This is a genomic window from Bacillus sp. S3 (assembly GCF_005154805.1).
Classification (GTDB): domain Bacteria; phylum Bacillota; class Bacilli; order Bacillales; family Cytobacillaceae; genus Neobacillus.
In genome coordinates this window covers 4,334,462-4,348,168 of record NZ_CP039727.1, presented here as the reverse complement: position 1 = coordinate 4,348,168, position 13,707 = coordinate 4,334,462, and the positions used below count along the sequence as shown (strand labels likewise).

General features: G+C 42.7%; 13 protein-coding genes and 1 riboswitch. Of the genes, 9 read left to right on the top strand and 4 right to left on the bottom strand.

Features of this window, described 5'->3' with window-relative positions; all coding sequences use genetic code 11:
- Positions 1-259 precede the first annotated feature (259 nt).
- Both wecB and FAY30_RS21050 read left to right on the top strand, forming a co-directional pair.
- On the top strand, positions 260-1,408 hold the full coding sequence (gene wecB / locus FAY30_RS21055) for a non-hydrolyzing UDP-N-acetylglucosamine 2-epimerase (protein ID WP_149871703.1): 1,149 nt from the start codon (positions 260-262) through the stop codon (positions 1,406-1,408).
- A 44-nt stretch (positions 1,409-1,452) separates the two neighbouring features.
- A complete protein-coding gene (locus tag FAY30_RS21050) occupies positions 1,453-1,839 on the top strand; it encodes an SMU1112c/YaeR family gloxylase I-like metalloprotein (RefSeq protein WP_149871702.1) in 387 nt (128 codons plus the stop codon).
- A gap of 88 nt (positions 1,840-1,927) precedes the next feature.
- Here FAY30_RS21050 and FAY30_RS21045 read toward each other — a convergent pair whose 3' ends face one another.
- Positions 1,928-2,215, bottom strand: a complete 288-nt coding sequence (locus tag FAY30_RS21045; protein ID WP_149871701.1) for a spore coat protein — start codon at positions 2,213-2,215, stop codon at positions 1,928-1,930.
- Positions 2,203-2,655 carry a hypothetical protein gene (locus tag FAY30_RS21040; protein WP_190284715.1) on the bottom strand — a complete coding sequence of 151 codons (453 nt, stop codon included), beginning with the start codon at positions 2,653-2,655 and terminating at the stop codon, positions 2,203-2,205. Before FAY30_RS21040 ends, FAY30_RS21045 begins: the two co-directional genes overlap by 13 nt.
- A 463-nt stretch (positions 2,656-3,118) precedes the next feature.
- Between FAY30_RS21040 and FAY30_RS21035 the strand changes: the two genes are divergently transcribed.
- A complete protein-coding gene (locus FAY30_RS21035) occupies positions 3,119-3,775 on the top strand; it encodes a 5-bromo-4-chloroindolyl phosphate hydrolysis family protein (RefSeq protein ID WP_149871699.1) in 657 nt (218 codons plus the stop codon).
- The gene (locus FAY30_RS21030) at positions 3,772-4,950 is read left to right on the top strand and encodes a toxic anion resistance protein (protein ID WP_149871698.1); all 1,179 of its coding nucleotides are present in this window, start codon (positions 3,772-3,774) and stop codon (positions 4,948-4,950) included. Before FAY30_RS21035 ends, FAY30_RS21030 begins: the two co-directional genes overlap by 4 nt.
- Positions 4,951-5,088: 138 nt before the next feature.
- Here FAY30_RS21030 and FAY30_RS21025 read toward each other — a convergent pair whose 3' ends face one another.
- Positions 5,089-5,868 carry a M15 family metallopeptidase gene (locus tag FAY30_RS21025; RefSeq protein WP_149872803.1) on the bottom strand — a complete coding sequence of 260 codons (780 nt, stop codon included), beginning with the start codon at positions 5,866-5,868 and terminating at the stop codon, positions 5,089-5,091.
- A 225-nt stretch (positions 5,869-6,093) separates the two neighbouring features.
- Positions 6,094-6,178: riboswitch (cyclic di-GMP riboswitch) on the top strand.
- A 51-nt stretch (positions 6,179-6,229) separates the two neighbouring features.
- On the opposite strand from FAY30_RS21025, the gene FAY30_RS27295 reads away from it, so the two are divergent.
- The gene (locus tag FAY30_RS27295; protein WP_190284714.1) at positions 6,230-6,394 is read left to right on the top strand and encodes a hypothetical protein; all 165 of its coding nucleotides are present in this window, start codon (positions 6,230-6,232) and stop codon (positions 6,392-6,394) included.
- A gap of 255 nt (positions 6,395-6,649) precedes the next feature.
- On the opposite strand, the gene FAY30_RS21020 is transcribed toward FAY30_RS27295, so the two are convergent.
- Positions 6,650-7,702: a multicopper oxidase domain-containing protein gene (locus FAY30_RS21020; RefSeq protein ID WP_149871697.1), complete on the bottom strand. Its 1,053-nt coding sequence runs from the start codon at positions 7,700-7,702 to the stop codon at positions 6,650-6,652.
- 213 nt (positions 7,703-7,915) lie between these two features.
- On the opposite strand from FAY30_RS21020, the gene FAY30_RS27290 reads away from it, so the two are divergent.
- The 4 genes from FAY30_RS27290 (at position 7,916) to FAY30_RS21005 (ending at position 13,658) form a co-directional block, all read left to right on the top strand.
- Positions 7,916-8,059: a hypothetical protein gene (locus FAY30_RS27290; protein ID WP_190284713.1), complete on the top strand. Its 144-nt coding sequence runs from the start codon at positions 7,916-7,918 to the stop codon at positions 8,057-8,059.
- Between the two features lie 547 nt (positions 8,060-8,606).
- Entirely contained in the window at positions 8,607-10,292 is a 1,686-nt protein-coding gene (locus tag FAY30_RS21015) for a serine hydrolase domain-containing protein (protein WP_149871696.1), read from the top strand.
- Between the two features lie 18 nt (positions 10,293-10,310).
- Positions 10,311-12,374, top strand: a complete 2,064-nt coding sequence (locus tag FAY30_RS21010; protein WP_149871695.1) for a glycoside hydrolase family 3 protein — start codon at positions 10,311-10,313, stop codon at positions 12,372-12,374.
- Between the two features lie 24 nt (positions 12,375-12,398).
- Positions 12,399-13,658, top strand: a complete 1,260-nt coding sequence (locus FAY30_RS21005; RefSeq protein ID WP_149871694.1) for an exo-beta-N-acetylmuramidase NamZ family protein — start codon at positions 12,399-12,401, stop codon at positions 13,656-13,658.
- Positions 13,659-13,707 lie beyond the last annotated feature (49 nt).

Genomic DNA, 13,707 nt, shown 5'->3' with positions numbered 1-13,707 from the left:
GCGAAATTCAGGTTTTTTTACCTGTGTTTTCGGAAAAAACATTGAAGTAAAAAAGTACCTTGGGATTCAAACTCCTATTTACTGCGTCACAAGTGTGCCTTTTTTTCCTCCCCACGGGTGAGAGATTTCGGTTATCGCTTTTCCCATCATCCGTAATTTGTTATCATGTTAGTGAGTCGAAAAATAATATATAGATATAAATTTATTACGGAACTTTAGAAGTGAATGATGAATATAGATGGAGAATTTGGAGGTTTTTATGGTGAAACAATTGAAGGTAATGACAGTGTTCGGAACTAGGCCTGAAGCAATCAAAATGGCCCCTCTTGTCAAAGAATTAGAAAAATATCCCGATCAAATCAAATCAATCGTAACGGTTACAGCACAGCACCGCGAAATGCTTGACCAGGTATTGAACATTTTTGACATAACACCTAATTATGATCTGAATATCATGAAAGCCAGACAATCATTAATTGATGTGACAACGCGCAGCCTGGAAGGGCTTAATCAAGTTCTTGCTGATGTAAAGCCGGATATTGTGCTGGTTCACGGCGATACAACGACCACTTTTGTGGCAAGCTTAGCTGCTTTTTATCATTCTATTCCGATTGGGCATGTAGAGGCGGGGCTAAGAACTCACAACAAATATTCGCCATACCCTGAGGAAATGAACCGTCAGCTGACAGGGGTTTTGGCCGATCTTCATTTTTCGCCAACCGTCCAGTCAAAACAAAATCTATTAGTGGAAAATAAAAAAGAGGAAGCTATTTTTATTACAGGCAACACAGCCATCGACGCATTAAAAACGACTGTGAAAGCTAATTATTCCCATCCAGTTTTAGAAAAATTAGGGAGTGACCGTTTAATTCTAATGACTGCCCACCGTCGTGAAAATACCGGGAAGCCAATGGAAAACATGTTCCGGGCGATACGCCGGGTGGTGGAAAAACATAATGATGTCCAAGTTGTTTATCCCGTTCACATGAATCCCGTTGTCCGGGAAATTGCTAACAGGATACTAGGGGAAAATGACCGAATTCATCTTATCGAACCATTAGATGTGATTGATTTCCATAATTTTGCTTCGAAAGCCTATTTGATTTTAACCGATTCAGGAGGCGTTCAGGAAGAAGCGCCATCATTAGGTGTACCTGTACTTGTACTTCGGGACACAACGGAGCGTCCTGAAGGGATTGAAGCCGGCACATTGAAATTGGCCGGGACAGATGAAGAGACGATCTTTGGATTAGCTGATGAGCTCTTATCTGACAAGTCTGCGCATGATCAAATGGCCAAAGCTTCAAACCCATATGGAGACGGCTTTGCCTCCAAACGAATCGTCGAAGCGATCCTCTACCATTTTGAAAGCCGCGATGAAAGGCCAGCGGATTTCGGTGGGAACTAAAGCCTTGTTTTGTTTTTGTTGTATCACGTTCGAGGAGTGTTTAGATGAAGTTAAAGAGGATCCATCATATTGCCGTAATTTGTTCGGATTATCAAAAATCTAAGGATTTCTATGTTCGTGTTCTTGGACTTACACCTGCCCGGGAAGTCTACCGGGAGGAAAGAGAATCTTATAAACTTGATTTGGAAATAGATGGACACTATCAAATCGAGTTATTCTCGTTCCCGGATCCGCCGCCGCGGCCAAGCTATCCTGAAGCGGCGGGATTACGCCATCTTGCCTTTGAGGTGGATGATATTGCAGAGGCGGTGGAAGTTTTACAGAATCAGGACGTAACGGTTGAAACGATTCGTGTTGACCCATTAACAAACAAGAAATTTACCTTCTTTTCCGATCCTGATGGGCTGCCGATTGAGTTATATGAGAAATAAATAGCAGGTTGAATTGTAAGACAAAAAGCAGGTTCGTACAGATAACCTGCTTTTTTCTATGCTATTCAACTTGGTGTTTTTAATAGAGCTATCTTGGTATACCATATTCAGCTGGTGACCAGGTGCCATAGCCTCCGACATTTGGATAGGATTGAAAGGTGCCGCTTAAATTTGGACCGATTCCAGAGTAGCTGCCTAGGATGGCACCGGGATACCCATATCCCAATCCTTGGCCAAACCCATAAGGTACCGGTGCCGGTGGATAGCCGCCATAACCGCTAAATCCACCATATCCCGCTGGAACAGGACCGTGTGCTAAACCAGATCCTAAATACCCTAATCCTAGTCCGAGCAGGCCAGCACCTAAAACTCCCAAGTCTGTGTTAGCTGTATTCTGGCCACCATGATGATGGCCCCCGTGTTGTTGATTTCCGCCATGATGGTATTGGCCTCCGTGTTGTTGACTCCCACCATGATGGTATTGGCCTCCGTGTTGTTGATTTCCGCCATGATGGTATTGGCCTCCGTGTTGTTGACTCCCACCATGATGGTGTTGTCCCCCGTGTTGTTGACTCCCACCATGATGGTGTTGTCCCCCGTGTTGTTGACTCCCACCATGATGGTGTGGGCCCCCGTGTTGTTGATTTCCGCCATGATGGTATTGGCCTCCGTGTTGTTGACTCCCACCATGATGGTGTTGGCCCCCGTGTTGTTGATTTCCGCCATGATGGTATTGGCCCCCGTGTTGTTGATTTCCGCCATGATGGTATTGGCCCCCGTGTTGTTGACTCCCGCCATGATGATGTTGGTTTCCATGGTGCTGATTCCCGCCTTGGTGGTACTGTCTTCCAAGCTGTTGTTCAATAGGCATTCTATATGGATAATACATAAAAACCCCTCACTCCTCTATATGCTTTCCACCACAGCCTATGTAATAATTCATATTCCTCTTGGGTAAAAGCCCATATATAACAATTCTACAAATAATAGGCTATCAATACCGTCCACCCTAGGCAGACAAATGTCCACGAATGGTGCCTGACACCAAAAACAACATGAAGGCATTGAAAAGCATTAAAAAGGCATTAAAAATACGTCTCAAGTCTTAGAATTGTTTCGGTTTGTGGTCTATGGCAGGCAGGAGTTTTTTCGTGTATTGTGGAAGTAGTAAGTTGGAAATAACTTTCTTTTGAAATTGTTATTTTTAGAAAAAGTGAAACAATCATTCACCTTTATTCGTATGAATATAAAGGATTATTAAGTCAGGAGTCGATTTATTATGAACCCGATTTTGTCATTTCTGATTCGCTCTTTTGCCGCCGTCCCGATTACGGGGATCACTTGGCTTTTATGCTATTTTCTATTCGCTCAACCATTCTGGACTTCTACAGCTTTTGCAATTCTTGGAGGGGGCTTGACCTATCTAATCCTAGCGGTGTTCATGAACACCAGCTATCTAAAAAAGCATCAGCTGACACGAAAAGAATACCGCTACATTAAGAAAAATTTGGCGGAGGCAAAACAGAAAATCAATCGCTTGAACAAGAGTATTTTCAAGATACGGGATATTTCCTCTGTCAAACAAAGAATAGATATCCACAGAATTACAAAGAAAATTCACAAGATGACGATGAAAGAACCGAAGCGTTTTTACAAGGCGGAGGAATTTTATTTTTCCCATTTAGACTCGCTTGTCGAGCTGACAGAAAAATATAGCTTTCTATCTTCTCAGCCGAAGCAAAATATGGAAATGGGTCAGTCCCTGATTGAAACGCGCAGGACATTAAATGAACTCACAAAGGTATTGGAAGAGGATTTGTATCATGTGATTTCCAATGACCTTGATACATTAAATTTTGAAATTGATGTCGCAAAGCATTCCATTAAGAAGAAAAAAGAATCTAAATTCCCTGAAGAAAATAGGTGGCTAAAATGAGTGAAAACAACCCAATCCAAAAATCTGGAGATTTATTAGATGATATACTTGCCAATCCGTTTGGCGATCAGCTTGAGCTTGCAAAAGATCCGGTTCCGCAAACACAAGCAGGCGAAGTGAAGCCCGTTAAGTTAATTGACGTCATCCCGGAAGAAAACAAGGCCAAAGCTTACCAGCTGGCCGAACAAATTGATCCAACCAACCATCAAGCGATGATCCTCTATGGCACCCAAGCCCAAGGAAAGCTGTTATCCTTCTCGCATGCGATGCTTGAACATGTTCAGAAGAAAGATGTAGGCGAAATCGGAGAAATTATCAGCGATTTAATGAAAAGACTTGATGAGGTCAATCCGGATGAACTAAAGGATGGGAAGCCATCCTTGTTTGCACGTATGTTTGGAAAAATTTCCGGCTCGCTTCAAGAGGTGCTTTCCAAATATCAAAAAACTGGGGCGCAAATTGACCGGATTAGTGTAAAGCTCGATCGCAGCAAAAATGTCCTTTTGTCTGATATCAAATTGCTCGAACAGCTGTATGAGACCAATAAAGAATATTTTCATGCTCTTAACATTTATATTGCCGCTGGTGAAATCAAGCTTGAAGAAATACAAACGAAGACGATCCCGCAGTTGAAAAAAGCAGCTGAAGCCGCAAACGACCAAATGAAATTTCAAGAGGTCAACGATATGATTCAGTTTGCTGACCGTTTAGACAAGCGTTTGCATGATTTGAAATTAAGCCGTGAAATTACGATTCAGAGTGCTCCGCAAATCCGCTTGATTCAGAATACGAACCAAGCGCTGGTGGAAAAAATTCAATCATCGATTATGACAGCGATCCCGCTATGGAAAAACCAAGTCGCCATTGCGCTGACACTTATTCGCCAGCGCCATGCAGTGGAGGCACAGAAGCAGGTCTCTAAAACTACCAATGAGCTTCTATTGAAAAATGCAGAAATGCTGAAGACCAATACAATTGAAACAGCGAAAGAAAACGAGCGCGGCCTCGTGGATATTGAAACATTAAAGAAAACTCAGGAAAGTCTTATCTCCACGCTCGAAGAAACCATGCGAATACAAGAAGAAGGCCGCCACAAGCGCCGCCTCGCCGAACAAGAACTGGCCAACATGGAAAACGACCTAAGACTAAAACTGCTAGAAATAAAAGGGAAATAAAAGAGAAATAACAAACGGAGGCCGCTCGCTGCAAAAACATAGCAGCAAGCGGCCTCCGTTTTAAACATGTCCCATAAAACTGTCCACCCCACACGGAAAGTGTCCACAAAGGGTGACAGGCACCATTTCTCCTATGCACTAGTTGTTTACTGGTGCTGTGCTTAGGTATTCTTCTAGGGTGATGCCGCGGGTCATGATTTCTTTGGCGATGGCTTTTCCGACGTAACGGAGGTGCCATGGTTCGTATTGGTAGCCGGTTATAGTGTCTTTTCCTTTTGGGTAGCGAATGATAAAGCCATAATCCGCTGCGTGGTCCTCGAGCCAGTCCGCTTCAGGGGTACCGGCGAAACAATCCTCTGCTGCACATTCTCCATTGCCGCCCGTTACATCAATGGCAAGGCCTGTTTCATGCTCACTTGTTCCGGGAACCGCACTATAGGTTATTGCTGCTTCGTACCCATCTGTATGAACGTAGTGATTAAACAACGAGGCTTGTTCTTCACGTGATCGGAAGGCTGAAACACCAAGAAGGCTCACACCATCCTGTTTTGCCCTGGCAAATAATTTTTCGATGGCGGCCCCGGCCTTAGCCCGCATTTTTCGCTTATCCAATTTCTTTTCAAAAATAAAAGGGATGTCAGGATCAACCAAATCACTTGGATTGTAATTATCAGGAAGCTTATTTTGCTTGTTCACAAGAACAGGGATTATATCCGGATTGGTGACAACCTGTATACCGGTGTCGGTCTGAGTGCGTTTCTTATCTAAGTCGGAGTCTGTTGAAGGCTGATCGGCAGGGACAGGCGGATGATTAAATGTCTTCCCGTCATTTGGCGCAAAATAATTTTTCCATGAACATCCTGTTATGAGGAGTACCATCACGAGTAAACAAGTTATTAGTAGAGTTAGTTTTGACATAGTAAACGTCCTTTTTATTAAATTCATTACCTTACTATCATGGACACTATTAAAAGCTTTAAAACCTATCATAAAAATATAGCTCATCACCTGTTACATACCCAAAATGGCTCTCGATACACCCTCTAGGGCAATTTGATTTAACGAAATATTTAGATTACTTTAGGTATATTGGCTCTAGTAATTTTAAATAAATTTGCCTATAGTTTTTATAAACCCATAAATCGTACGAAACGGCAAAACCATTGAAAGATGGTGACGCAAAACTATAGGGGCTAATGTTTAACGACGATGCTCGCCAGTTACCGAACACGACTAATTCATGCGATTTATGTAAACCAACGATTGAGGAGGTTTTCATGTGTTGAAGATGATTATTAGGGGCAAATATTATTATCACGTTTTCCAGCACCGACACCATGAATTGCTGCAGCAAGACTGTCTTGATGAAGGGCTGAGAATGAAGTTAAAGGTTAAAGCGACGTATCATAATAGTAAAGCGGTTGAAATAGGAATGTTAATGTAAGCGATGCCAGCTAAATGTGTTTCGCAAAAAGGAGAAGCCTAGGAATTTACCTAGGCTTTTTATTGTAGAGAGATCATTATTAATTTTTGTCCCCCCATCTAGTTTTTCTAAAAGAATAACAAATACTAGAAGTAAAAATAGAAGAAAATTGTCAGGGTGTCCAAGTATATTTTCGACATAAATCTTCTTGCAACAAGGCACAGACCATAGAAAAAGCGCCGGGTATCAAACCCGACGCCGACTGATCTTCAACAATCAATGTGACATAACCTCACTGCCATCATCATGTCCGTCTTGGGTAACTTTCAAGATACCGACAGCACCTTTTTGAACATGATTGAATTGATGGGTAACAAATGGGTAGCTGCCTTCCTTCGTGACCGTAAATTCAATGACAGCACCGCCGCTGGCCGGAAGCATGATTGTTTGCATTCCTTTAAAATGATTAAACGGATTGCCATCCATATAGACATCATCAAACATAGTACCGACAACATGGAAGCTTGAAACCTCATTTGGACCAACGTTCATCACGTAGAATCTCACTTTGTCGCCGACTTTCGCAAGCAGCGGTTTATCGACAAGTGCACCAACTGTGCCGTTCGTATTAATATCTCCATCTTTTAAAGCCTTGGCTGAAAAAACAACATTCTTAGGGACTCCATTTGTAAAATCGTTTAAATCATTGTATTTATACCACTCATTTTGGACAATGACGAATTCGCGGTCGACTTCTGAATCAGTTGGATAGCCGCTAGTAGGTTTGACGATAATCGTCCCGTGCATTCCGTTGGCAATATGTGAGAGAACGGGCTTCGTTCCGCAATGGTACATGAACACTCCCGGATTGTTAGCCGGATAGCTGAATGTGCCGGTTTCGTCAGGCATAACGTTAGCAAAATCTGTTGATGGTGCGGCATGGACGGCATGAAAGTCCATGCTGTGCGGGATGGCCGGATCGATATTTTTTAACGTAAAATTAATTTTATCGCCTTGGTTCACGACAATGACAGGTCCTGGTGCTTCACCATTAAAGGTCCAGGCTTTATACATATCGCCTTTAGAGATTTCTATATCCGTAATTTGTGAAGTCATTTCGATGTTGACTTCATGCTCACCGATTCGATTCATTTTAATTGGAGTTGGTTTTTGATTCAGATGCTCATGGGGTGCGATAACATTTGAAGCTGCACTCTTGTTAGATTGGGCCTTAACCTCTTTTTCACTTGAAAGATCCACTTTACCACAAGCACTTAATACCATGACAGATGAAACGATAATGGCTGCAAACTTCACTACCTTACCCATTTTAAATCTCCCCCATTTACCCCTATTATTTTGTTTGATGATTACGCTTTCATTTTAGCTCATGTAAAAAACCCCCAAGTGATGCAGGTCACTCTGAATAAAGCCAGTAGTGAACATTTTGTGAATTAGTGAGCAAAGTAATATTAACACCTTGTCAATGCTAAATAATAACCAAGAAAAACGGTTATTCTATAAGAAAAAGGAGGCTATTTTTTGAATGATAAAATAGATAAAACTAGCGAAGGTTTGAATCAAATTATGGAGATCATTAACGCAAAAGGGGATGAAGGTGAACTTAAGGAGATTGTCAAAAAAGGAGGAACCAGCCGGAATGTAAAGGAGCCTAGCAAGGGGTAAAAAAGTGGACTTAGAATTTATTTCTAGGTCCTTTTTGTGGTAACATAGGGGTTATCCTCAGGGTGTGAAAAAAATGTGGATAAAATAACCTGAATTGTGGATATTTTTAGACAAAATGTGGATAAAAAGGGTGCTTAATGTGGATAGAATTCACTATAAGTTATGAACGAGGATAAACGACAAAAAAACTGTTGATAATTTGTGGATATCCTCAAAAATTTGTTGGTAACTGCTATATGCATGTGGATATCCTCTTTTAATCTGTGGATATACCGAGGGTAAAACAAATGACGCCCTTCCACTGGATTTTTAAAAAATTTATGTTATTGAAATAAAATTTTAAAAAAATGTAAGAAATTTTAAAAAATAATTCCATTGATACACTCCCTTATACCTATAAAAACGTCGAGAATAGGACTGTATAGGATATAAGTGGCATAGACGACCATAAATGCCCCATATATGATTAAAGTAGTTGCAAACGCTGCCATTTTTCCTTACATAACAGGCGTTTACAATAGAATCAATCATAATTTAAGGGGGACTTATGAAAAGAAAAACGTTACTCATTTCTTCCATTTGCACTGTTTTTTTTGGAACCAGCACTGTTTTTGCCAGCAATGACACAACGATTGTTCCAACGATTGAAAAACAAGAAAAAAGCAGTCCTTTCGCATCAGAGAAACCTCATCCAGTTTTCACGTGGAATTCAACCTTGATCCCAGTTTCAAGCGTTCTTCATCCTAGCTCAGCAAAAGGTGCCGGCATGGTAACAGCACCGCTTCAGAAAATCGATCAGATCCTAAACCAAGCTATTTCAGAAAAAGTCATGCCCGGTGCTGTTGCCTTTGTGGCCAGGGGCGGAAAAATTGTTAAACACACGGCATATGGGAATTCGGCGCAATACAGCGATGGCAAGTTTACCGAAATGGAACATCCAATCCCGATGCAAGAGGATACCATTTTTGACCTTGCATCTGTTAGTAAAATTTTTACAAGCACGGCTGTGATGATTCTTTTTGAAAAAGGATTATTCGAATTAGATGATCCGGTTGCAATGTATATTCCAGAATTTGCTGCAAAGGGCAAACAGGACGTCACCATTCGACAGCTATTAACTCATACCTCTGGATTCGTCTCTTGGATTCCGCTCTATACGAAAGGGAATTCGCGCGACGAGAGGCTGCAGTTGGTTTTCGAGCAGCCATTAAAAAATCCTCCCGGCACCAATTATGAGTACAGCGATTTAAACATGATTACTTTAGGGGCGCTGGTAGAGAAGTTATCCGGAGAGCGCCAAGATGAATTTGTGAAAGAGCATATTACGGGACCTTTAGGGATGAAGGACACGATGTATAATCCGCCGGCCTCCTTGAAAAACCGGATTGCTGCGACGGAATATCAATCTACACCAAATCGCGGCCTTGTCTGGGGCGAAGTACATGATGAGAATGCCTGGTCGCTTGATGGGGTGGCAGGCCATGCCGGTGTCTTTTCTACAGCTGAAGATCTTGCAAAGCTTGCACACATTTTCATCAATGAAGGCAAGTATGCTGGAAAAAGTATCCTGAAACCAGAAACGGTCAAACTATTACTAGAGAATCAAAATGAAGCATACCCGGGCAATGACCATGGACTTGGCTGGGAGCTTGGGCAAGGCTGGTATATGGATGCCCTCTCTGAAGGTACTTATTCCTTTGGTCATACCGGTTATACGGGAACGTCGATTGTCGTGAGTCCGAACAATAAAACTGTGGCGATTCTACTGACAAACCGTGTCCATCCAAGCAGAACAACCGTGTCAACGAATCAAACAAGAAGATTGTTTGCAAGGCAGGTCGCGGATGCCATTCCAGTTTCGATTCCAGGGAAGGGACCAGCTTGGTTTGCCGGATATGGAGATAAGCTGAACCGCGTCATGGAAGCAGATCTTCATTTACAGAAAGATGCAAAATTGACGTTTAGTACATGGCATATGACCGAATACCAATGGGACTTCGGTACCGTTGAAATTTTTAAAGATGGTTTGTGGAAAAAAGCTGCCGAATTCACCGGTACAAGCAATGGTTGGGAGCAAAAAGAAGTAGCGATTCCAAAAGAAGCGGAAAAACTGCGCTTTCTGTATAAAACAGACACAGCCAATAACGGCCGGGGCTGGTATATCTTGAATCCGAAACTTGATTCAACCCCGCTAACCTTTACACAGAACGATTGGCAGTTAAGAGACTATTAAAATAGAGGAGGAGAAACCATGCGAAAATTTTTCAAGCTATTTATCACCTCATTTCTGGGATTTGCCCTTTTGTTAACGGGGATTCCACTTGCAGGGGCAACCGCAGCTTCAGGAATTAAGGATCTAGTGATTGACTTGAATGTTCCGCAAGTGACAAGAGAAGTGAAAGACAACACCATTCAGTTGAATGCCCTAAATGTGTATGAAGACGGTCACTTTAAGCTGGCTTCGGAGAATCTAACCTGGAAATCTTCGAATAAAAATATCGCCGCTGTCAAAGATGGTGCAGTAACCCTATCAGGACACAATGGAAAAACGTTTATCTCTGTCAGTGATGGCAGCTACACCGATCGAATTGCGATACAATTTAAAGGAAATCAAGGTGAAATCCTTGTGGATAAAGAAATGGGATCACGCTATGACCTCATCGGCCAGGCAATCAACAAGATGAGCATGGAAGAAAAGGTAGGCCAAATGTTGATGCCGGACTTCCGAAACTGGAAGGGGCAAAATGTCACGGTAATGAATGATGAAATCGCCGCGCTTGTTAAAAAATATCATCTTGGCGGAGTAATATTGTTCCGTGAAAACACGGTAACAGCTGCGCAAACAACGAAGCTCGTATCTGCATATCAAGAGGCTGCGGAAAAGTATGGGCTCTTGGTTTCCGTTGACCAAGAGGGTGGAATCGTTACTCGCCTACAATTTGGAACCGACTTTCCTGGAAACATGGCGCTTGGAGCCTCAAGGTCTGAAGAATTAGCCGAAAAGGTAGGCAAGGCGATAGGTGAAGAGCTTAACGCTGTTGGCATCAATATGAACTTTGGACCTGTTCTTGATGTCAATAACAATCCGGATAATCCAGTGATCGGCGTTCGTTCATTCGGCGAGGATCCAAAGCTAGTGGCAAAATTGGGGAACGCCTATATTAAAGGATTACATGATACGGGCACAGCAGGAGCGGCAAAGCATTTTCCTGGCCATGGCGATACTGCGACCGATTCACATCTAGGCATCCCTGAGGTGCCGCATGATATGGACCGTTTGAAACAGGTAGAATTATATCCTTTCCAACAGGCAATGGATGCCGGTATTGATGCGGTAATGTCAGCTCACGTTACGTTTCCAAAAATCGATAGCACGAAAGCCATTTCGAAAAAAGATGGCACGGAAATTGCTATTCCAGGCACATTATCACACAAAGTGCTAACGGGTCTTATGCGCGAAGAGATGGGCTTTAAGGGTGTGATTGTGACAGATGCCATGAACATGCAGGCAATCTCCGATCATTTTGGTCCGGTAGATGCAGCTGTTCGTGCAGTAAAAGCGGGAACGGATATTGTCCTAATGCCTGTCGGGCTTGAATCGGTAGCAAATGGACTATATGATGCCGTGAACTCAGGGGATATTTCAATCGAAAGAATCGATCAGTCCGTTGAGCGGATTTTAACACTGAAATTAAATCGCGGGATCGTGAAGGCGGAAGTCGAAAAAAGCCTTGATGAAAAAATTGCCAATGCTGAAAAGGTTGCAAGATCGGCGGAACATTTACAGGTAGAAAAAGAAGCAGCAGCTAAATCAATTACCCTTGTAAAAAATAGCGGTGTTCTGCCATTAAAGGCAGCTGCGGAAGATAAAATTGTGGTCGTAGGTTCAAGCGCCCCTACTCTACTAGCTGAAGTTCAAAAACACCATCAAAACGTAACCGTTATTAATACTGCAGCACCGCTTTCAGCTGCCAATTTGGCTATTGCAAAATCAGCAAAATATATCATTGTCGGAACCAATACTTCTACAGTGAGCGGCAGATTACCGTCTGCCAGCATTATGCAGCTCGCCAATCAAATGATTGATCAAACAGACGCAGCTGTTATTGGTGTGGGGCTTCGCAATCCCTATGATATTATGGCCTATCCAAATGCAGATGCCTATCTAACACAGTATGGGACAAAGAATGTAAGCTTTGAGGCTGCGGTTAACACCATTTTCGGCATAAATAAGCCAACTGCCAAACTTCCGGTAACGATTTTCAACCAGGATGGCAGCGTATTATACGGATTTGACCATGGTTTAGGGTTTTAATTTTTCAAAAATGGGGGGAGTACGATGAAAAAGAAATGGCTTACGGGTATTCTAGCACTGCTGCTTGTCCTTTCGACAGTATCAGCGGCACTTGCTAAAAACGATAAGGAAAAAGAAAAGAACAACGGGAAGTTCCGTTTAGGTGTTGAGGTGTTGCTAAAGGACCGCCTCGATTTAATTAAGGGGAAGCGCGTTGGCTTGATTACCAATCCGACCGGGGTTGATCAAGAGCTTACGAGTATTGTAGATTTGCTAGATAAAAGTAAGGATGTACAGCTGACTGCCTTATATGGACCGGAACATGGTGTACGAGGCAGCGCTCCTGCTGGTTCGTATGTTGAGTCTTATATTGATGAAAAAACAGGGGTGCCGGTCTACAGTCTTTATGGTGCAACCAAAAAACCGACACCTGAAATGTTAAGCAATGTCGATGTACTGTTATTTGATATTCAAGACGTCGGGGCCCGTTTCTACACGTATATTTACACAATGGCGTTAGCGATGGAAGCGGCAAAAGAAAACAATATTCCATTCATCGTACTCGACCGTCCGAATCCTATTAGCGGCGCGAAGGTAGAGGGACCAGTCCTAGAGGATAAGTACTCGTCCTTTGTCGGTGAATTTCCGATCCCTGTGCGTCATGGGATGACGGTTGGGGAATTGGCTAAGTTATTCAATAAGGAATTTAACATTGGAGCTGATTTAACAGTTGTAAAAATGGAGGGCTGGAACCGCAGCATGTATTACGATGACGCTGATTTACCATTCGTCATGCCGTCACCGAACATGCCGACCCTAGATACAGCGTTGGTTTATCCTGGTGCATGCCTAATTGAAGGAACCAATGTTTCCGAAGGACGGGGGACAACAAGGCCGTTTGAATTAATCGGCGCACCATTTATTGATAGTGATGATTTGGCTGCGAAATTGAATTCCTATCATTTACCTGGAGTGACCTTCCGAGCTGCATCGTTCATTCCTTCTACATCGAAATTTGTGAATAAGCTAAGCCATGGCGTGCAAATCCATGTAACGAACCGGAATGCCTACAAGCCATTTGAAACAGGACTTACTATAGTCAAAACCATCCATGACATGTATCCGAATGACTTCCAATTCCGGGCACCGAACGCTAGCGGCATTTCCTTCTTCGACAACCTAGTCGGCAACGGCTCTATCCGCGCCGGAATCGTAGCGGGAAAATCGATTGAAGAAATGAAAGCAAACTGGCAGACAGAGCTGGAAAAATTCATGGACATCCGCGAAAAATACTTACTATACTAATGGTGCCTGACACCATTTGTAATGTCTGCACAGTAATAATGGAGTCACA